General features: G+C 33.1%; 18 protein-coding genes. 12 read left to right on the forward strand and 6 right to left on the reverse strand.

Features of this window, described 5'->3' with window-relative positions; all coding sequences use genetic code 11:
• Positions 1-60: 60 nt before the first annotated feature.
• Together ACSVH2_RS01625 and ACSVH2_RS01630 are read left to right on the forward strand one after the other, a co-directional pair.
• A complete protein-coding gene (locus ACSVH2_RS01625; RefSeq protein WP_438091417.1) occupies positions 61-2,817 on the forward strand; it encodes a PD-(D/E)XK nuclease family protein in 2,757 nt (918 codons plus the stop codon).
• A gap of 77 nt (positions 2,818-2,894) precedes the next feature.
• Positions 2,895-3,308: a GxxExxY protein gene (locus tag ACSVH2_RS01630; protein ID WP_438091418.1), complete on the forward strand. Its 414-nt coding sequence runs from the start codon at positions 2,895-2,897 to the stop codon at positions 3,306-3,308.
• Positions 3,309-3,348: 40 nt separating this feature from the next.
• On the opposite strand, the gene ACSVH2_RS01635 is transcribed toward ACSVH2_RS01630, so the two are convergent.
• Genes ACSVH2_RS01635 through ACSVH2_RS01645 form a run of 3 tightly spaced genes read right to left on the reverse strand, consistent with a single transcriptional unit; the run spans position 3,349 to position 6,685 of the window.
• Positions 3,349-4,131, reverse strand: a complete 783-nt coding sequence (locus ACSVH2_RS01635) for an alpha/beta fold hydrolase (protein WP_438091419.1) — start codon at positions 4,129-4,131, stop codon at positions 3,349-3,351.
• A 45-nt stretch (positions 4,132-4,176) separates the two neighbouring features.
• Positions 4,177-5,547 carry an NYN domain-containing protein gene (locus ACSVH2_RS01640; RefSeq protein WP_438091420.1) on the reverse strand — a complete coding sequence of 457 codons (1,371 nt, stop codon included), beginning with the start codon at positions 5,545-5,547 and terminating at the stop codon, positions 4,177-4,179.
• Between the two features lie 16 nt (positions 5,548-5,563).
• The gene (locus ACSVH2_RS01645; RefSeq protein ID WP_438091421.1) at positions 5,564-6,685 is read right to left on the reverse strand and encodes a hypothetical protein; all 1,122 of its coding nucleotides are present in this window, start codon (positions 6,683-6,685) and stop codon (positions 5,564-5,566) included.
• 391 nt (positions 6,686-7,076) lie between these two features.
• Here ACSVH2_RS01645 and ACSVH2_RS01650 point away from each other — a divergent pair, with 391 nt between their 5' ends.
• Positions 7,077-7,409, forward strand: coding sequence for a hypothetical protein (locus ACSVH2_RS01650; protein WP_438091422.1), 333 nt, complete (start codon positions 7,077-7,079; stop codon positions 7,407-7,409).
• 168 nt (positions 7,410-7,577) lie between these two features.
• Here ACSVH2_RS01650 and ACSVH2_RS01655 read toward each other — a convergent pair whose 3' ends face one another.
• Complete coding sequence (locus tag ACSVH2_RS01655) at positions 7,578-8,870, reverse strand: aminopeptidase P family protein (RefSeq protein ID WP_438091423.1); 1,293 nt, start codon at positions 8,868-8,870, stop codon at positions 7,578-7,580.
• 61 nt (positions 8,871-8,931) lie between these two features.
• Between ACSVH2_RS01655 and ACSVH2_RS01660 the strand changes: the two genes are divergently transcribed.
• From ACSVH2_RS01660 to ACSVH2_RS01700, 9 genes are all read left to right on the forward strand, one after another.
• Entirely contained in the window at positions 8,932-9,786 is an 855-nt protein-coding gene (locus ACSVH2_RS01660) for a ChaN family lipoprotein (RefSeq protein ID WP_438091424.1), read from the forward strand.
• Between the two features lie 29 nt (positions 9,787-9,815).
• The gene (locus ACSVH2_RS01665; protein ID WP_438091425.1) at positions 9,816-10,688 is read left to right on the forward strand and encodes a hypothetical protein; all 873 of its coding nucleotides are present in this window, start codon (positions 9,816-9,818) and stop codon (positions 10,686-10,688) included.
• 161 nt (positions 10,689-10,849) lie between these two features.
• Complete coding sequence (locus ACSVH2_RS01670; protein WP_438091426.1) at positions 10,850-11,515, forward strand: succinate dehydrogenase cytochrome b subunit; 666 nt, start codon at positions 10,850-10,852, stop codon at positions 11,513-11,515.
• A gap of 13 nt (positions 11,516-11,528) precedes the next feature.
• Positions 11,529-13,538 carry a fumarate reductase/succinate dehydrogenase flavoprotein subunit gene (locus tag ACSVH2_RS01675; protein WP_438091427.1) on the forward strand — a complete coding sequence of 670 codons (2,010 nt, stop codon included), beginning with the start codon at positions 11,529-11,531 and terminating at the stop codon, positions 13,536-13,538.
• A 26-nt stretch (positions 13,539-13,564) separates the two neighbouring features.
• Positions 13,565-13,936, forward strand: a complete 372-nt coding sequence (locus ACSVH2_RS01680; protein WP_438091428.1) for a four helix bundle protein — start codon at positions 13,565-13,567, stop codon at positions 13,934-13,936.
• A gap of 50 nt (positions 13,937-13,986) precedes the next feature.
• Entirely contained in the window at positions 13,987-14,751 is a 765-nt protein-coding gene (locus ACSVH2_RS01685) for a succinate dehydrogenase/fumarate reductase iron-sulfur subunit (RefSeq protein WP_438091429.1), read from the forward strand.
• Positions 14,752-14,850: 99 nt separating this feature from the next.
• Positions 14,851-15,690: an endonuclease/exonuclease/phosphatase family protein gene (locus ACSVH2_RS01690; RefSeq protein WP_438091430.1), complete on the forward strand. Its 840-nt coding sequence runs from the start codon at positions 14,851-14,853 to the stop codon at positions 15,688-15,690.
• 37 nt (positions 15,691-15,727) lie between these two features.
• On the forward strand, positions 15,728-18,496 hold the full coding sequence (locus tag ACSVH2_RS01695; RefSeq protein WP_438091431.1) for a GH92 family glycosyl hydrolase: 2,769 nt from the start codon (positions 15,728-15,730) through the stop codon (positions 18,494-18,496).
• Positions 18,497-18,548: 52 nt separating this feature from the next.
• On the forward strand, positions 18,549-19,313 hold the full coding sequence (locus tag ACSVH2_RS01700; protein ID WP_438091432.1) for a nitrilase family protein: 765 nt from the start codon (positions 18,549-18,551) through the stop codon (positions 19,311-19,313).
• Between the two features lie 25 nt (positions 19,314-19,338).
• Here the strand turns inward: ACSVH2_RS01700 and ACSVH2_RS01705 are convergent, their stop codons facing one another.
• Both ACSVH2_RS01705 and ACSVH2_RS01710 read right to left on the reverse strand, forming a co-directional pair.
• Positions 19,339-20,937 carry an Ig-like domain-containing protein gene (locus ACSVH2_RS01705; RefSeq protein WP_438091433.1) on the reverse strand — a complete coding sequence of 533 codons (1,599 nt, stop codon included), beginning with the start codon at positions 20,935-20,937 and terminating at the stop codon, positions 19,339-19,341.
• A 75-nt stretch (positions 20,938-21,012) separates the two neighbouring features.
• Positions 21,013-21,696, reverse strand: coding sequence for a ComF family protein (locus ACSVH2_RS01710; protein ID WP_438091434.1), 684 nt, complete (start codon positions 21,694-21,696; stop codon positions 21,013-21,015).
• Positions 21,697-21,785: the final 89 nt, after the last annotated feature.

The raw sequence follows: 21,785 nt of genomic DNA on the forward strand, positions 1-21,785 counted from the left end.
ACTTTTAAAATAATTTTAAAAAGCCATTCTTAATTGAATGGCTTTTTTTATTTTTATACAATGTCCAAACCAACTTTCCTCCATCAACTAGCACAAGAAATTTTAAAAAATCACTCAGAAAAACTATCAGAGTTGATTGTTGTTTTACCCAACAAAAGAGCCAAAGTCTTTTTGCTAGATGAACTAAAAAAGTTAGTTATCAACAATATTTTTGCTCCAGAAATTATTAGCATCGAAGATTTTATTCAAGATGTGGCTGGAATAAGAAGTATAGACAGTGTTGAATTGCTTTTTGAGTTCTATGAAGTATATCTTTCGATAACTGAAAAAAATAAACAAGAAACTTTTGAAACTTTTGCCAATTGGGCAAAAACATTGCTACAAGATTTTAACGAAATTGACCGTTATTTATTAAATCCAGACACCATTTTAAAATACCTTGAAAACATCAAGGAAATAGAACATTGGTCAGTTGATATCAACAAAAAAACCGAATTAATTGCAAACTATTTACTATTCTGGAAAAAACTTCCTGAGTATTATCATGCCTTATACTCCTATTTATACAACAAAGGAATTGGTTATCAAGGGCTAATTTATCGAGAAGCCGTTGAAAATCTCAATCACTTCTCCGAAAACAATTCCAATAATTTCATATTTGCCGGTTTTAATGCTCTTAATCAAGCAGAAGAAAAAATAATTCAGCATCTACTTGCAGTAGACAAAGCCAAAATATATTGGGATATTGATGAAACGTTACTTCATGACAGCTTTCATGATGCTGGACTATTTCAACGTCGTTTCAAATCACAATGGTCGTATTATAAAACCCATCCTTATGAATGGATAACTAAAGACTTTTCGGAAACCAAAAACATTGAAGTAATTGCCACTTCAAAATCAATTGGACAAGCCAAAATTGCCGGAAGTATTATTGAAAAACAGGCTAGTCTTTCCAATTCCAACTTACAAAATGTGGCTTTAGTCCTTGGAGAAGAAAACCTATTATTACCTATTTTACATTCTTTACCAGCTAATGTTAATGCCCTGAACATTACAATGGGGTTTACTAGCAAAAACAATCCTGCACAATTGTTAATCTCAAAACTTTTTAAACTTCACAGTAATGCTTTGACAAGAAATGCGTCGAACTACGTATTGTATTATAAAGATGTGCTAGATATTTTGACACATCCTTTAGTAGAGCCATATTGTAAAGCTGAAGGATTGGTCACAATAATTAACAAAAACAATTATACCTTCATTACGCACAAAAAACTAGAAGAACTTCATGCTGATGGCAATGAATTATTTCAACTGTTATTCCAAAAATGGGATACAACTTCGGTCACAGTATTAGAAACTATTTCTCAAATTTTACTTAAAATTAAAGCCAATTTAAGTCGAGATAATGAAGAAGAAAAGATTACCAACGCTTTTGTCTATTCAATATTCAAAGTCATTAATAAAATGATATCTCACTTTTCTGCACATCAAAACATTGACAACATCAAGACTTTGCATGCCATATACAAACAAGTGATTGATTTAGCAGAAGTGTCTTTTGAAGGCGAACCTTTAAATGGATTGCAAATAATGGGCGTTTTAGAAAGTCGTGTGCTCGATTTTGAAACGGTTATCATTACATCGGTTAACGAAGGAAAATTTCCATCTGGAAAAAGTACTAATTCATTTATTCCGTATGATGTAAAAAAAGAATACGGCTTGCCTACTTTCAAGGAAAAAGATGCTATTTATACTTATCACTTCTACCATTTATTACAACGTGCTAAAAACATTTATTTAATTTATAATTCAGATAGCGAAGGTTTTGATGCAGGAGAAAAAAGTCGTTTTATCACACAATTAGAGGTGGAAAAACAACCCAACCACAACCTGTCATTACAATTTTACAATCCTGATGTTCCTGCAATTGCCAATCAACCCATTGTAGTTCCAAAAACGGAAAGCATTATGGTTAGATTAAAGGAAATAGCCGAGCAAGGTTTTTCGCCTTCTTCCTTAACTACTTATATCCGCAATCCAATACAATTCTATTTCCAACGCGTCTTGCGCATAAGAGAAACAGATGAAGTAGAGGAAAACATTGCGGTTAACACACTTGGAACCATTATTCATGGTGCATTGGAAGCATTATACAAACCTTTCATTGGAAGAGTATTAACGATTGCAGACATCGAAAGTTGTTTTCAAATAATGGATGCCGAAGTAGTAAACCAGTTCAAACTAGTGTACAAAGAAGGTGAAATTAAAAAAGGAAGAAACCTATTGGCTTTTGAAGTAGCAAAACGCAATGTGTTTAATTTCTTAAAACTTGAAAAAGAGTCACTAGAAAATGGTGATGAAGTTCAAATCATCGCTTTGGAAGAAACATTTCAAAGACTGCTCGAAGATGTCCGTTTGCCTTTTCCTGTTCTCATAAAAGGAAATGTAGATAGAATTGAACTTAGAAATGGCAAAATTCGAATTATTGATTACAAAACAGGCAAAGTAGAAAAAAATAATGTTACACTAAAAAATTGGAATGGTTTAACGGAAGACATCAAGAATGACAAAATCATCCAAGTGCTAGCGTACGCGTTTATGTTTGAAAAAGAAGCTAAAAATCGTGAAATTGAAGCCGGAATTATTTCGTTTAAGAATTTGAAATCAGGATTTTTGCCTTTTAATTTCAAACCCGAAAAAGAAAGTTTTGAGATTATTACATCTGAAATTATGGAGAAATATTTAGAACAGATTGTGATTTTGCTTCAAGAGATTTTGAGTTTTGAAAAGGCTTTTGAGGAGAAATTATAACCACAAAAGGCACAAAAGAAAAACAAATAATTTTCAAAAATTGTAACGTAATAAAACTAACCCTTAAGAAAATTTAAATGGCTTTGACAAAATCATATTTAAAAGATTTGACTTATCAAATAAACGGAGCTGCCATTGAGGTGCACCAATTTCTTGGTCCAGGATTACTTGAAAGTATCTATCATAAATGTCTCAAGAAAGAACTGGATTTTAGAGGGATTTCCTTTAAGTCAGAATTACTAGTTCCGGTTAATTTTAAGGGTTTAGATATAGATACTAATTTAAGATGTGATTTATTCATTGAGAATTGTATTGTTTTAGAACTTAAAACTGTTGATGAATTTGCGCCTATTCATCAAGCGCAATTGTTGACTTACATGAAATTACTTGAAGCTCCAAAAGGGATTTTATATAATTTCAATTCTGTAAATTTATATAAACAAGGACAAATGACTCTGGTAAATGAGTATTTTAGAAGTTTAGAAGATTAAAATTATCAAAAATAATTGTTTCCTTTTGTGTCTTTTGTGGTTAAACCTTTTTCAAAAAACTCAAAAACACTTCCAACAATTCCTTTTCATTTTCAATATGTGACATGTGTCCATCTGGAAAGGTAGTGAGTGCCACCTTAGTATTTTCTATTTGATCCAGATTATCGTCATAGTTAAGAACGCTATCTTTTTTTCCTAGAACTAAATGCATTGGAAACTGTGCAAAATGCAAAATCACTTCACGGTCTTTCCGAATTTTCATGCCTTCGAGTGAAGCAACTATGCCTTGCAATGGGGTTTTGAGTGCTTGCTTTTTTACACTTTCAATTTCATTTGTTAATCGTTCTTGATTGTCTACACTGAATAAATTAGCAATTGACATTCGGACAAACGCAGCATAATTTTGTTTCACCGCCACAATAGCTCGGTCGCGATTAATTTTACGTTCTTCGCTATCAGCTCTGGAAGTAGAATTTAAAAGGAATAATCCTTTGACATTATCAGGAAATAATTCGGCGAAAGCCAATGCCACATAACCGCCCATGGAATGACCTATGAGAACCACTTTCCTGATTTTTAAATGCAATAGAAGGGCAAAAACCATATCCGCTTGGTCTTCCATAGCGTGAACATAACCCAAACACTCGGTGTCGCCATGACCCAATAAATCGATGGTGATTACACGGTATTTCTTGATAAGCTCTGGGACAAAAGCATTCCACATGGATTTGTTTTCCAAAAAACCATGCAGAAAAACCAATGCTGTTCCTTTACCTTCATCGGTATAGGATATTTTGGTGTTTTTATAAAGGAGTTGTTTCAAGTGTAAGGTTTCAGGTTACAAGTTTAGCATTTATTTTATTATTGGCTATCCTTTTTGTTTTTCTAATTCAGGCATAATCACTCCATCTTGAGTAATCATAAAAGTTAATCTGAAATAATCAATATTGGCAGCCAACCAGGTGTCTTTCATTTTATATTCTCTAAAGGTATCGTTACTAATCAACAAACAATGTTTTGATTTGACCATTGATAAAAGAAATGTATCGGCAGAAGTTTCTGCAGGTGCTACAATATAAGTGGTTTCATTTTCTAATTCTTCTAATTTTTCATTATCATCAACTTTGTGTCGTAAAGAGGCATCAGCTATAACTACTATTTCAGTAAAACCTTTTTTCTTTAAGAACTTTACCATGGTAATTATATTTTGCAAGTGTGGTTTACTGTCACCACTGCCTTGACTATTATGAGCCACATTACTTGCATCTATCACGACATTTCTATCATTGAGAGGTTTTATTTCAAAAAACTCTCCATCAGAATCATAATCTCCAATCTTAATTGCTTTTTCATTTTTTGTTAAAAATTCAATTAATGAGTCATCATCTTTTAGTGTAACCTTAAACCAAGAAGGAAATTCATGATTACTATTGCTATAATGCTTTAATTCTTCTTCAAAAAGACTTTTTAGTTTATTAAAACTCACTTTTTTGCCTTGGTCTATTTTATTGAGCAAAAGCAATAAAACCTTCTGATCATGGATGCAGTTTTCGTCATCGTTTTCAAGATGATATTTTTTTTCATATTCATTGATAGATTCAATTCCTAAATCTTTGGCTTCTTTATAGATTTCATAATCTTTAAATCCCTTCTCCAGTGCTTCGTTGTATTCAGAAGCTAACGAAAAGCCTCTTTCTTTTGCAATGCTATGATCTAATAAATTAGTAAAACCATTTTGAAATGATTCAAAGAATTGGTCGAAAGTTTCAAAGTGATTCTCTTTTGCAAAGGTGTAAAGTTCATGTGGATTTTTGAAAGAAAGGGTGGTGTTCTTATTCTCTTTTAAATAATCAACAAATCGATTGTATCCTTCCATGAAGTTTTTACTTTCCATAATTTTGAAAAGTTCAGGGTCTTGCACACCACAATTTTTCATTAACTGGTAACTTTCATTGGTTTTAATATTGAGAGATTGAGCTTCATAATAATCAATAGCCTGTTCAAAATTATTGAGCACCGCAATTCTATAATCCTCTAAGTTTTTATAACCACTTCTTGATATAGTTAACAAAAAATTATGGTAAGCAATGGCAAAACTATCCTCTCTTTCTAACAAAAAAACTTCTTTAATGTGATGTTTTTCTATGAGCTGACAAAAATCAGCAATGTGTAAAATTTCTATTTTAGTTGCTATGTTTTGCAGATTTGCTTCTAAATATTGGAGATTTACTGTTTTCATAATTTTAAAGTTTTAATTAATCAATATCTAAAGTTTTTCTTGTGGTAGGTGTTTTAGTATCCTCTTCTTCTTTTCGACGATTATCCATTCCTATTTCTTTAAAAAAAGCTACTGGCCATCTGCCGTCATATTTTGGAGCTTGTGTTTCTTTCAGTTTTAATAATTCTTGATATTCTTCCTCTGTGCAGTTTTCATTAGCTAGCATCAACTCCCATATTTTTGTAATAGGCATTTCACCAAATTGTATAAATCCATAATTATCAGGAATACTAGTTTCAAGTAATTGTTTACCCATTTTTGTTTCAAGACATATTTTTTTATAATCTTCTATAATGGGAGCAATGTGTTCTCTAAAATAGGTGATACCCACTGTTGAATTAGGACTTTCATAACATGTTTTTGCCCATTGATGTAGCTGTTCTTTTATAGGAACGGTTTTACTTGAAAAATCATGAGTTATTGCCTCCATAATTATTTTAGGAATGCCCAAAACAGCAGGAAACTGAAATACATCTGTCAAATAACTAGCCGTTAATACATCTGCATTTTCATTATCATAGGAAACACATTCAAACTCATAATTAATTTCTCCTTTTGTATCGTTATTTGTTAAAAAAAGAATTGGACACTCGCCATCTTCTTCTGGAAGTTGTAGTGATAAAATATCGTTTAAGGCAGTTATTTTTGGATTGCTAAAAATACTGTGAGACTCTTCTAAATGATAAAAATTAACCCTATCATGGTCTATCAATTCTTTGTAAAAATGCAAATCAAATAATTTAGCTAATAGTAAATAATGCTCTTTTATATGATTTTCAAAATGATTTGAAATCTCATTTTTCAACTTATTATAGTTTACAATCAATGCAGAGTTTTTGTTTTTGATTTTTGGATATGCCTTTATATCCTTTAAAGCCTCAATATATTGTTCTTGAATTTCTCCGTTTGTAGTTTTGATTAAGACTTTTAGTTTAAAAATAACATCATCACTTTGAAAATAGTTATCATAAAAAAAGTACGACTCACTTAATCCTGATAAATGAATTTTTTCACCCAAATAATAAAGCATTATTTTCCCCAGGTTGTAGGTGACAGGACTAGATTTTGAGTTCAAAACTCTATGGAAGATAAAACGCATAGCTCTGTTGTAAATTAATTGTTTAATTACATACTGCAAAATACTAAAATTGAATTTGTAGTGCAATACTTTAACATAAGATTTTATTTGCTTCTTTAATAACGTGAATGAGACAAGTTTTAGTATATAGTCTCCATATATAAAAGAGAAACAGCTTTAATTTGATATTATATATATCACATATAATAAATTATATATCAATTTTAATAATAATAACATCTTTTATAATTATTATAATATTATTTTTAATATTTATTATGCTTAATATTATATTTTATATGATTAATATAATATTTATTATATATAATTACATATTTACTATATAACATATAATTATTTGTATATCAAATTTAATTGTTTTTATATCTTTGTTACTATAAACTATATGACTATGATAGACACAGGCAAAATGATACTCGATTACATCACCAACAATCGCTTATCCAAAACAGAAATTGGCAATAAGATTGGTCGCAACGGACTTTCTATTTTGAACTATACTCGAAATAAAAGCATACAAACTGGAATTTTGTTGAGCCTATCACACGCCACAAAACACAACTTCTTCAGAGACATTGCCGACCAGTTACCCGATGATTACACCATCACCAAACCCGAAGACAAAACCCTCATCAACGAAAAAGACCAACTCATAGCCCAATTGCAAGAAGAAAACAAGGTCTTGAAAATTCAGAATGAGATTTTGTTGAGGGTGAGAGGATAATGGTGGATGGTGAATTTGTCATGCTGTCTCGTCTTTTAGGACGAGAGAAGCATCTTTGAGATTCCTCGTTCCTCGGAATGACAAGTTTACGTTTAAAAATTTAAACAAAAAAAAACGGCTCATTATATTGAACCGTTTTTAACTGTAAACTGTGACTTTGACTGAGAACTAACTATTCATCAAACTCTCAATTTCCTCTATTTCAATAGGAATATTGCGCATTAAATTGAATGCTTCGCCTTTTTCTTGAATAACCATATCATCTTCAATTCGAATTCCAAAACCTTCCGCCGGAATATAAATTCCAGGTTCAACCGTGAAGACCATATTGGCTTGCATTGGTTCGTGCAACAATCCATAATCGTGAGTGTCTAATCCCATGTGGTGTGACGTGCCGTGCATGAAATATTTTTTGTATGCTGGCCAATCGGGGTTTTCATTTTGCACATCGGCTTTGTCGATTAATCCTAAACCTAACAATTCAGAAGTCATAATTTTACCCACTTCAATGTGATACTGTTTCCACAAAGTTCCTGGAACCAGCATTTTAGTCGCTTCGTTTTTTACACGCAAAACCGCATTGTAAACTTCTTTTTGTCTATCCGTAAATCGTCCCGAAACAGGAACCATACGAGTCATATCACTAGAATAATTGGCATACTCTGCACCTACGTCTAACAAAATCAAATCGCCAGCTTTGCATTGTTGGTTGTTTTCAATATAATGCAACACATTAGCGTTATTTCCCGAAGCAATTATAGGTGTATAAGCAAAACCTTTAGAACGATTTCTCAAGAATTCGTGTGCAAACTCGGCTTCGATTTCATATTCCATTACGTTGGGTTTCACAAAATTTAGAATTCTTCGAAAGCCCTTTTCAGTAATATCACAAGCGGTTTGAATCAAATCAATTTCTTCACTTTCTTTAATGGAACGTATTCGTTGCAAAATAGGATTGGCTTTTTCCACTTTATGTGCTGGATAATTTTCCTTCCACCATTTTACAAATCGAGCTTCGCGGGTTTCGGTTTCAATCACTGCACGATAATGTTCATTGGTATTGATATACATTGTTTCGGCGTAAGTCATTACCTCTTTAAACGTTTTGTGAAAATCTTGCAACCAAATCACAGATTTAATTCCAGAAACTTCAAAAGCGCGGTCTTTTGTCAACTTCTCACCTTCCCAAATAGCAATGTGTTCGTTGGTTTCTTTCAAAAAAAGAATTTCTTTCAAATGCTCATAAGGTGCATCGGGAAAAAGCAACAAAATACTTTCTTCTTGATCCACTCCACTTAAATAAAAAATATCGCGATGTTGTGCAAATGGCAAAGTGCTATCGGCAGAAACGGGATAAATATCATTAGAATTGAAAACAGCTACACTGTTTGGTTTCATTTGTGCGGTAAATTTTGCTCTGTTTTTAATGAACAGTTGACGGTCAATTTGATGGTATTTCATAATGAAATGATTAATATTGTATGTTCCAAAGTTAAAACATTGGGATTAAAAATGAACAGCTATGAAACGAATAATTTTTACCACTCTTTTTTTATCAATTTCTATCATTGGAATCTCGCAAGAAAAAAAAGCGTACCAACTTTTTGATAAAAAAGGAAAGAAAGTATCTTATGAAAAATTATTGAACGCTGCCGAAAATGCACAAGTAGTATTATTTGGCGAGTATCATAATAATGCGATAGCACATTGGTTGGAACTTGAATTAGCTAAAGATGTAGCAAGCAAAAAGAAAATTGTTTTGGGTGCAGAAATGTTCGAAGCCGACAATCAAAAACAACTTAATCAATATTTGAAAGACGAAATCAATCAGAAAAAGTTAGATTCCACAGCAAGACTTTGGCCCAATTATAAAACCGATTATAAACCACTAGTTGATTTTGCAAAAGAAAACCAAATTCCTTTCATTGCTACCAATATTCCCAGAAGATATGCTTCCATGGTTTCCAAAAAAGGTTTTGAAGCATTAGATAATTTAACATCTGAAGAGAAAACTTGGATAGCGCCGTTGCCTATTGTTTATGATGCTAATTTGCCAGGTTATGTAGAAATGATGAAAATGATGGGTGAACATACCAGCCCAAATATGCCAAAAGCACAAGCTATAAAAGATGCTACAATGGCTTATTTTATTCAAAAGAATTTACAATCTAATTCTGTTTTTATTCATTACAATGGAACCTATCATTCAGATAATTTCGAGGGAATATATTGGTATTTGAAAAAAGCATCACCAAGTCTAGATATCATTACCATTGCCACTGTTGAACAAAAAGATGTAGAAAAAATACTTGCCGAAAATTATACTAAAGCAGACTATATTCTCGTTATAGATGAAGATGTAACAAAAACATATTGATTACGTCTTATGTTTTAAACCAAACCAAAATGAAAAAAGCAATAATCGTCCTCCTATTTTTAGCCATAATTATTCCGTTTTTTTCGTGTAGTAATGACAATGCTTCAAATGAAGAACCGATGTTAATCATCAAATTCAAATTTGATGAAAATCAAACTAGACTGAATAATTTAGGACAACCATCAACCATTCCTGCTGGCAACGCCGCACAATCTCCAATTTTTAACTCCATTTCTGCACATTATATTGAATTGGCACCAAATGCTAATACCCAAATAGGTCAAGGAACTATTGTATATCATGCACCCGAAACTACTTTGGGCGGTTCTAGTGCCATAGATTTCAGTCAATCTAAAATTGTTTCCGAAGGCGAAACTTTTCTAAAAATTCCACTAAGTCAAGTTGCTGCAGGAAGTTATCAATGGATGCGTGTTTCGCTGTCTTATCAAAACTATCAAATCAATATTCGTCACCAAGGTGTTGATTATGCAGGAACTTTAGCGAGTTTTGTGGGTTTCAACACTTACCTTAGTACTTTTAACATCGGAAACAATATTTTTCCCGTAAATGGCAATAGATTACAAGGTTATTGGGCTTTTGCCCTGAATAACCAACCCTACTCTTCTTCTGGTCAAGCGCCAGCCAATGCAACTACAGTTCCAAATCCTATTGCATCAACATCACCAATCCCTCAAGGTTCTTGTGTTGTAACTGGAAATTTCGCGAACAATCTTGTCATAAACGGTAATGAAACAAGAGATGTAACCATAACCTTGTCACTTTCTGTAAACCATAGTTTTGAATGGCATGAAATTAATACCGATGGAAAATATGAACCTTCAGTAGGCGAAACTGTTGTTGATATGGGATTACGCGGATTGATACCAACATACATTAAGTAGTTTCGTTTAACTTTTTTGAAGGAAAATTGCGTTTTAATTAGTTGAGAGTCAACAACTGTTAAACTCATTTTAAATTCATTATAAATTACTCCGAAAAGGTTGTAGTTAAGACCAATTTGCCGTATTTTTGTGTGATTTTTTTAAATAAATTATACAACCTTATGGCAAAATCTTCTGTTTTGAGTTCGTCCATTGCTAAAAAAGTCGCCATGGCACTTTCTGGACTATTCTTAATTTCGTTCTTAGCGCTTCACTTTAGTATGAATTTAACCTCTGTATTTAGTGAAGAAACTTTTAATGCTGGTTCCCACTTTATGGGATACAACCCTTTAATTCAGTATGTAATGCAACCTATTTTGGTTGCGGGTGTTATCTTTCATTTTGTAATGGGATTTGTTTTAGATTTTAAAAATAGAGCAGCACGACCAATTTCTTATGCCAAAAACAATGGTGCAGCAAACGCATCATGGGCATCGAGAAATATGATTATTTCGGGTGCAGTGGTTTTGGCCTTTCTTGGACTTCATTTTTATGATTTTTGGTTTCCAGAGATGGTTTACAAATATGTTGAATCTAACCCCGAAGAGCCAACAAGATACTATGAAGAATTAGTACACAAATTTGAAAGTCCAATTAGAACAGGAATTTATTGTTTGTCTTTCTTGTTACTGTCCTTACACTTGTGGCATGGCTTTAACTCTTCTTTTCAATCTGTTGGATTTAACAACAAGTATTCGAAAGCACTTCATAAATTAGGATACGCATTTGCAATAATAGTTCCTTTCGGATTTATTTTTATTGCATTGTTTCATCATTTTAATCATTAATTTCAAGTTATAAATGAAACTAGATTCAAAAACACCTGAAGGTCCAATTTCGGACAAATGGACTAATTATAAAGATCATTTAAAGTTAGTTGCTCCAAACAATAGACCAAAAATCGACATAATTGTTGTTGGAACTGGATTAGCTGGAGCATCTGCCGCAGCTTCTCTAGGGGAAATGGGCTACAATGTGAAAGCATTTTGTTTTCAAGACTCACCAAGAAGAGCGCACTCTATTGCTGCTCAAGGAGGAATTAACGCTGCAAAAAATTACCAAAACGATGGTGATAGTACCTATAGATTATTTTACGATACCATAAAAGGTGGTGATTATAGAGCGCGCGAAGCTAATGTTCATCGTTTAGCCGAAGTATCTTCTAATATAATTGACCAATGTGTGGCACAAGGTGTTCCTTTTGCGAGAGATTATGGTGGACTTTTGGACAACCGTTCTTTTGGTGGTACTCAAGTACAACGTACTTTTTATGCTGCAGGACAAACAGGACAACAATTATTATTGGGTGCCTATTCTGCTTTATCAAGACAAATTGGATTGGGTCGCGTAAAAATGTACAACCGTCACGAAATGTTAGATTTGGTAAAAGTTGACGGAAAAGCTCGTGGAATTATTGCACGTAACTTGGTTACTGGAGAATTAGAAAGACATTCGGCTCATGCTGTGGTTATAGCTTCTGGTGGTTATGGAAACGTATACTTCCTTTCTACTAACGCTATGGGAAGTAATGTAACCGCAAGCTGGAAAGTACACAAAAGAGGTGCATTATTTGCTAATCCTTGTTTTGTACAAATTCACCCAACGTGTATTCCTGTTCACGGAACTAACCAAGCCAAATTAACTCTGATGTCGGAGTCATTGCGTAACTCAGGTAGAATTTGGGTGCCAAAGAAAAAAGAAGATGCCGAAGCAATCCGTGCTGGAAAATTAAAACCTACCGATTTAAAAGAAGAAGATAGAGATTATTACTTAGAACGAAAATATCCTTCTTATGGAAATCTTGCTCCGCGAGATATTTCTTCAAGAGCTGCAAAAGAAGTTTGTGATGCTGGCCATGGTATTGAATCAAATGATACCAATGAAGGTGTGTATTTAGATTTTTCTTCAGAAATACAAACGAAAGGAAAACAATCTGCTTATGCCAAAGGAAATCACAACCCTACTCAAGAAGAAATTACCAAATTAGGAAAACAATGGTTGGAAGAAAAGTATGGAAATCTTTTCGCTATGTATGAAAAAATTACTGACGAGAATCCATATGAAACGCCAATGAAAATTTATCCTGCTGTTCATTACACTATGGGTGGTGTTTGGGTAGATTATAATTTACAATCCACTATTCCAGGATGTTTTGTTGCTGGAGAAGCTAATTTTTCAGATCATGGCGCCAATAGATTAGGTGCATCGGCATTAATGCAAGGTTTAGCAGATGGTTATTTTGTATTACCTTATACCGTTTCCAATTATTTAGCAGACGAAATCAGAACAGGAAAAATTTCAACTGATACCCCTGAATTTGCGGAAGCAGAAAATAATGTTAAAACAACAATTGATACATTCTTAAACAACAATGGCTCCAAAACAGTTGACCATTTCCACAAACGTCTTGGCTTAATTATGTGGAATAAAGTTGGAATGGGAAGAAATGAAAAGGGATTAAAAGAAGCTATTGTAGAAATTGCAGCCTTAAAAGAAGAGTTCTACAAAGACGTTTACGTTCCAGGAAGTTCAGATGAATTGAATCCTGAACTTGAAAAAGCACTTCGTGTTGCCGACTTTATTGATTTAGGTCAATTAATGGCGATGGACGCGTTACAACGTAAAGAATCTTGTGGTGGACACTTCCGTGAAGAATATCAAGACTCCGAAGGAGAAACGCTTCGCGATGATGAGAATTTCTCTTTTGTTAGTGCATGGGAATACATGGGCTATGATATCAATCAAGAAGTATTACACAAAGAGGAATTGAAATACGAGTTTATTAAAATTGCAGCTAGAAATTATAAGTAATTAGGCAATAGTAAAAAGGCAATAGAATGAGTGAAATAAAATCATATAAAGATTTATTAATTTGGCAAAAAGGAATTGATATAGTCATTAATTTATACGAATTGGTTGAAGATTTTCCGAGAGAAGAAATATATGCTTTAGTAAGTCAGTTAAAAAGAGCTTCTATTTCAATTCCTTCAAATATTGCAGAAGGTTATGGAAGAAATTCAACTCAAAGCTATATTCATTTCGTAAGTATTTCAAGAGGATCTTTATTCGAACTAGAAACTCAATTGATAGTTGCCAAAAGATTAAAATTCATTAAAAATGAAACTTTGTATTCTGAATTAATGAACCAAATTACAGAAGAAAGTAAAATGCTAAATTCGTTTATAAACAAATTAGAGTCAAGTAAATAATAACTACTAATGCCTTTTGCCTTTTGGCTTTTGGCTAAATAAAAAAACACATGAGTGCAGCAAAAAACATCAATATAACCCTGAAAATTTGGCGTCAAAAAAACGCTAAAGCCAAAGGAAACATAGAAACGTATAAATTAGATAATGTTTCTACTGCGAGTTCATTTTTGGAAATGTTAGACCAATTAAATGAACAATTAATCAATGATAAAAAAGAACCTGTAGCCTTTGATCACGATTGTCGTGAAGGAATTTGCGGCATGTGTTCTTTGTATATAAACGGAAGAGCACATGGTCCAGAAACAGGCACAACAACTTGTCAATTGCACATGCGTAAATTTAATGATGGTGATACAATCTTTATCGAACCTTGGAGAAGCAAAGCATTTCCAGTAGTAAAAGATTTAGTTGTTGATCGTTCTGCTTTTGATAGAATTCAACAAGCTGGAGGTTTTGTTTCTGTAAATACTTCAGGAAGAACAATCGATGCTAATGCTACTCCAATACCAAAAGATGATGCTGATAAAGCATTCATGGCTGCTGCTTGTATAGGTTGTGGTGCGTGTGTCGCCAGTTGTAAAAATGGATCTGCTATGTTGTTTGTTGGTGCTAAAGTGTCGCAATACGCATTGTTACCACAAGGAAAAGTAGAAGCTACCGAGCGTGTATTAAACATGGTTCGTCAAATGGATGAAGAAGGATTTGGTAACTGTACCAATACTGGTGCTTGCGAAGTAGAATGTCCAAAAGGAATTTCTTTGGAAAATATTGCTCGTATGAACAGAGAGTATTTATCAGCAAGTTTAAAAGGATAAAAGTCATTGCGAGGAACGAAGCAATCTAAACGCATTCATTAATTTGGATGCGTTTTTTGTTTTATATACTATCTTTACTTATCAAAATAGGTTTTAAAAATGAAAACAAAAGTCTTACTCATTCTAATAAATTTAGTATCTATTTCAACAATAAATGCTCAAACCATTAAAGTAATGAGCTATAATATTCGATTTGACAATCCCAATGATGGAGAAAATACTTGGGTAAATCGAAATGAATTTCTTTGTGCACAATTGGCTTTTTATGAACCTGATATTTTCGGAATTCAAGAAGCGTTGCCCAATCAAGTTATCGATATTAAATCGGCTTTGCCAATATATAACTGTGTTGGAATTGGTCGAGATGGAATAGAAAAAGGAGAGTCGTCCACTATTTTTTTCAATAAAGAACGATTTGAATTACTAACAGAAAATACCTTTTGGCTATCTGAAACTCCAGAAATTATTTCAAAAGGTTGGGATGCAGCACTCAATAGGATTTGTACTTACGTCCTATTAAAAGACAAAAAAACAAAGCAATCCTTCTGGGTTTTCAACACTCATTTAGATCATCAAGGCGAAATAGCCAGAACCAAAGGAATAGATGTAATTCTCTTTAAAATCAAAACGCTAAACACCAAAAATTATCCGGTGATTTTTATGGGAGATTTCAATTCAGAACCTACAGAAGAACGTATTGTTAATTTGAAAAAAATAATGATTGACAGTCAAGAGATTTCAGAACAAAAGCCTTTTGGTCTAACCGGAACTTTCAATGGGTTTAAGCATAATGAAGCCGTAACCAAAAGAATTGATTATATCTTTTTGTCAAAAGAAAATCATTTTAAAGTAAAAAAATATGCTGTTTTAAGTGATTCCAAAGACTTGAAATACCCTTCAGACCATTTGCCGGTTTATGTTGAATTGACTTTTAATTAATTGCATTTTTTATCTTTGATGTAAACAAAATAACTCCATGAAAAAACTATTTTCTATAATACTATTACACATTTCTCTCATTGCTTTCAGTCAAAGTTATCATCAGCATGTCAATCCTATGATTGGAACTGGTGGTCATGGTCATACGTATCCTGGAGCCACAGTTCCGTTTGGAATGGTTCAACTTTCTCCCGATACTAGAATTGATGGAAGTTGGGACGGTTGTTCAGGTTATCATTATTCAGATTCTATAATTTACGGATTTTCACATACACATCTTAACGGTACAGGCGTTTCGGATTATGGAGATATTATGCTGATGCCAACCATGGGCGAACCATCGTTTGACAATAAAGTATATTCTTCTACATTTTCTCATACTAATGAAAAAGCTTCAGCAGGATTTTATAGCGTGAAGTTAGATAAACATAATATTGATGTGCGTTTAACAACTTCAACTCGAGTTGGTTTTCATGAATATAAGTTTAACGAAAGCGGTTTGGCCAATATCATTTTAGATTTAAATCATCGAGATAAATTGTTGGAAGGAAGCATTCGAGTTATTGATGATAAAACTATTGAGGTTTTACGAAGAAGTGAAGGTTGGGCAAGAAACCAATATGTATATGCTCGAATTGAATTTAATGTTCCTATGAAAATTTCAAAAACGAACAAATCAAATTCAAAAACAACTGAAATTACCGGAATGAGTTTCTCAAAAAAAGTCAAAAAAGAAGAAAAAATATTGGTTAAAGTGTCGCTTTCGCCAACCAGTTACGAAGGAGCAAAATTAAACAGTTCCGAAATCAAACACTGGGATTTCAATAAGGTTAAAACTGAGGCCGAACAACTTTGGGACAAACAATTATCTAAAATTGAAGTAACAGAAGCTGATAAGGATAAATTGTTAATTTTCTACACAGCACTATACCACACCATGGTGCAACCCAATGTCGCACAAGATGTTGATGGGAAATATCGTGGAAGAGACAATAAAATTCACCAAGCCGAAGGATTTGATTATTATTCCGTTTTCTCGCTTTGGGACACGTTTCGAGCAGCACATCCTTTGTATACGTTGATTGAAAAGAAACGCACTGCCGATTTTATCAACACCTTTCTAAAACAATACGAACAAGGCGGAAGATTACCCGTTTGGGAATTAGCGTCCAATGAAACTGATTGTATGATTGGCTATCATTCGGTTTCTGTAATGGCTGATGCTATGGCAAAAGGAATTACCGGTTTTGATTATGAAAAATGTTTCGAAGCTGCCAAACATTCGGCTATGTTAGACCATTTGGGATTGGGAGCTTACAAGAAAAACGGATTTATATCCATGGATGACGAACACGAAAGCGTTTCCAAAACCTTAGAATATGCTTACGATGATTGGTGTATTGCTCAAATGGCAATGATTTTAAATAAAAAAGAAGATTACGAATACTTCATGAAACGTTCCCAAAATTGGAAAAATGTCTTCGATTGGAATACTGGTTTCATGCGACCAAAGAAAAATGGAGGTTGGGACAAACCTTTTGATCCTCGAGAAATCAATAATAATTTCACCGAAGGAAATTCATGGCAATATTCGTTTTTTGTACCACAAGATATTGAAGAAATGATTCATGCCTATGGCGGAAACGATAGATTTGAAGCCAAACTAGACGAAATGTTCAACTCCGAAAGTAAAACTACAGGAAGAGAACAAGTAGATGTTACCGGATTAATTGGACAATATGCTCACGGCAACGAACCCAGTCACCACATGGCGTATTTGTACAACTACATTGGAAAACCAGAAAAAACCACTGAAAAAGTTCATTATATTTTAAACAATTTTTACAAAAACACACCCGATGGTTTAATAGGAAACGAAGACTGCGGACAGATGAGCGCTTGGTATGTGTTGAGTTCGATGGGGATTTATGCAGATACGCCCGGATATCCAGAATGGACATTAACTAAACCATCTTTTGAAAGAATAAAAATAAATTTAGAAAATGAAAAATCTCAAGAAATTACTGTTAAAAGTAGTATAGAACAAAGAGAGTATTTCGGATTTGAAATCCCCGAAATATCAGATAACGATATTGTATATGAAAAAATCATTCCCGTTCCAATAATTCAAGCAGAAAGTAAATCGTTCAGAGATAAAATGAAAGTTGAGATAATTAAATCAAATTCAGCTTATGAAATTTTTTATTCGTTTGATAATAAGAGTTTTCAGAAATACAATCAACCTATAGAAATTGATAAATCATGTCAAATTTTTGCTTATTGCAATGATGCTGTTAGAAAAACGAATGTTGTTTCCGCAACCTTCTTCAAAAAACCAAACAATTACAGCATCGACATCAAATCAAAATACAATCCGCAATATCATGCAGGCGGAAATGATGGTTTGCTAGATGGCATTTTTGGCACGACCAATTGGCGAAAAGGCGATTGGCAAGGCTATCAAAGTCAGGATTTTGAGGCGATTGTCGATTTACAAGAACCAAAAACTTTTTCTGAATTGCATTCCAATTATTTGCAAGACAGTCGTTCATGGATTTTAATGCCAACCAAAGTTGACTATTATACTTCGATAGATAATGTGACTTTTACTTTAGTGGCTTCGATTAGTAATGATGTAAACCCAAAACAAGAAGAAAATAGTATTAAAGATTTCAGCTTCACTTCAAAACCCATAAATGCTCGATACGTAAAAGTCAAGGCATATAACTTCGGCAAATTGCCTGAATGGCATCAAGGTTTTGGTGGCGATGCGTTTATTTTTATTGATGAAATAACTATTAAGTAAACCCAACCCTAACAGGGTTTGAAACCCTGTTAGGGTTAGACTAATCTAAAAAATGAAAATAGCCCTAATCCAAACTTCCCTAATCTGGGAAAACCCAACAGAAAACCGAAGCCAATTGGCACAAAAAATTACCGGTTTTATGGAAGACGTCGATTTGATTGTCTTGCCCGAAATGTTTTCCTCTGGATTTACAATGAACCCAAAAACCGTTGCCGAAACCATGCAAGGCGAAACAATTTCTTGGTTACAACATTTGGCGAAAGCCAAAAACTGTGCGATTACAGGAAGTTTGGTCATTGAAGAAAAAGGAAATTTATACAACCGTTTGGTTTTTATTTTTCCTGATGGTAAAATTCAGCATTATGACAAACGCCATTTGTTTACGTTGGCTGGCGAAGACAAAGTTTATACTGCTGGAAAAGAAAAATTAATCGTAGAATATAAAGGGTACAAAATCTGTCCGCTCATTTGTTATGACTTGCGTTTCCCTGTTTTTTCTAGAAATTTAGAAGAATATGATGTATTACTTTATGTTGCCAATTGGCCTAAACCGCGCATTAACGCATGGGACATTTTACTCAAAGCACGATCTGTAGAGAATATGTGTTACACTATTGGCGTAAACAGAACAGGAACCGATAATAACAATCATGACTATGTTGGACATTCTCAAGCGGTTGATTTTCTTGGGAATTATGTGCTAAAACCGCAACAAAGTGAAGGTGTTTTTATAGTAAATGTTGATAAAAAACAACTGCTTGAAACCAGAAGCAAATTGGCATTTCTAAATGATAAAGATAATTTTGAAATAATCTAAGTTCATTCCTCGTATCTCGTACTTTTTACTTTGTACCTAAATTAAATGGTTGTTCCACATCCCAATTAGACCGAACATCAATTTCTTTTGGAAAATAAATGACTTCTTCCGTTTGGCGTTTTTCCATAAAACTTCCCGTGTCCCAGACACCATTTTTATTGTCATCATAAATAATTCGCAGTGTATATTTATTAGGTTCCAATGCTAAAAATTCTATAACATTATTTTTTTCTGAGTATTCCGTTGCTTTCACTTTTCCGTCTTTATCAGTGAGTTCAACAATAATGGGGAACTTTTTTACGTTTTCTAAAATAACTTTTAAATTCCCATAATCCGAACTGTTTTTAGTAGCTACAGCATAATTTAAAGTATCATTCACGTTTTCATAAAAATCGGTTAAAGCACTTGGCAATAAACTTATAGTATATTTTTCTAAAGGTTCTCTTTTAAAATCCAAGTATAACTTTTGATTAAAATCATCATATGCTGTAGTGAAATCTACCACAAGAGAGTCTTTGTTTCTGATACTAATTTTAGATTTATCCACCTTTACCAAAGGAATGGAACTATTCAACGCAAATTTTTCACGCAATGGAAGATTACCATTAAAATCGGTATTTATGGAAAGGGTATCTTTTTTTTGGTCTTTAATTTTTACGGTAAACTCCTTGTTATAACTTTCTTTTTGAACCGAAACGTTTAGCGAATCGACTTTTATAGGTTTAAACCAAATTTGAAGCGAATCCTTTTTTGGCATTTGTGTAATCACCGAAGGAATGATTTCGGAACCATTTTTAACCGAAACTTTTACGTTTTTTGGTTTTCCCTCATAACCCATTAACAGTCTGTTTTTAGAAGCTTGAGTTGGTTTTACTATTTTGAGAGGCAATTCTTCCTTGAATAATTCTACTTCAAAAATAGTATCGTTTGGAACGGAAATATAATTTTTTTGAAACCCAATTTTATCCGATTTTGGATCAAATTTATTATTCCCATTGTCTTTCAAAGCTACCAAAAGGTATTTCCCCGCTTTGATATTTTCTATTTTAACTAGTTGCAAACTATCCAAAGTATTAGTCACATATCGAGGTGATTCCTTATAAATAGTAGAATCATTAAATTTTTCGTTGATTTCATATAACATCACCGAAACAAAATTGTCTACTTTCTTTTCCAAAGCATCTTTTATTTTGACATTCAATGCCAAAGAATCAATATAACTTCCGGTGGAAAAAACATATTTGAATTGCGAATACGGATTTCCTTCATTATTATCTTCAATACTTTGTCCAAAATTGAAACTATACGTGGTGTTTGGCAACAAAGTATCTTTTAGTTTGATGGTAAGTGTTTTACTTGCATTCAATGGTAAAACTTCGGGCTGTTTTTTGAATGGTGGCGAAACAATCAGTTGTTTGTTCAGGTTTTTCAACTTCACATATTCGTTAAAAACCAATTTGATTTCCTTTCCGTTAAAATTGGTCGAAAAGTTTTTAGGAAAACTAGCCATTAAAACTGGCGCAATCGTGTCTTTATCGCCACCAGTAATAGAACCGCGCTTGGCACAACTTACCAATGCTAAAACAAAAACGAAAGAAAGTAACTTGAAAATAGATTTTGGCATAGCGCTGTTTTTTCTAAGCACAAAATAACAATTATATTTAGTGCGAATGAAATCTTTTTGAGGAAACTTAACATATTAGCTGTGTGACATGGCCATGCAAACGATACTAATTTTGGCATCAGGAATTTTAAGCAATGCTCTGCTACAAACTTCAAGTGTAGAACCTGTGGTAATCACATCGTCAATCAATAAAAAATGTTTTCCGTGATGGTTTTCAGAGAATGTAACATCAAAAATGGTTTCACCAATTTCCGTTCTTCCCAAAAGATTTTTTTTGGTTTGTGTTTTAGTATACACTTTCCGATGTAAAATGGTGTCTTCATAAGGAATTTTAAGTTTTTCAGACAATGCTTTCCCAAATCCTTCCGCTTGATTATAACCTCGTTCGCGCAATCGACGCTTGTGCAACGGAACAGGAATGATGTAATCAACAGCTTTTATTTGTGCCAAATGCTGTAACTCTTCGGCATACCAATGACCAACCATATCGCTGATTTCTTCATGTCCTTTATATTTTAACTTGTGCATCATTTCCTGAACAATCCCTTTTTTATGAAAATAAAATAATGAGGAACCAAACTCCAACGGAATTCTACCATAAAACTTTTGAACCACTTCGTTATTCTCCATTGTATGATGATGGGTCAAAGGGATTTCGTGACGACATAGTGTACAAATCACCATTTCATCACGCAATAAAAAGGAATGACAACCAGCACAAGACTTTGGAAAAAATAAATTTACAAGATGTTGCAACATAAAAAAGAGATTTTCTTACATAAAATTATAAAAAAATTCCATTCTAATCGCTTTAAATACATTTTTTTACATTCCCTTTTTATATTTTT

The sequence above is a fragment of the Flavobacterium sp. RSB2_4_14 genome (assembly GCF_051547085.1).
Lineage (GTDB): Bacteria > Bacteroidota > Bacteroidia > Flavobacteriales > Flavobacteriaceae > Flavobacterium.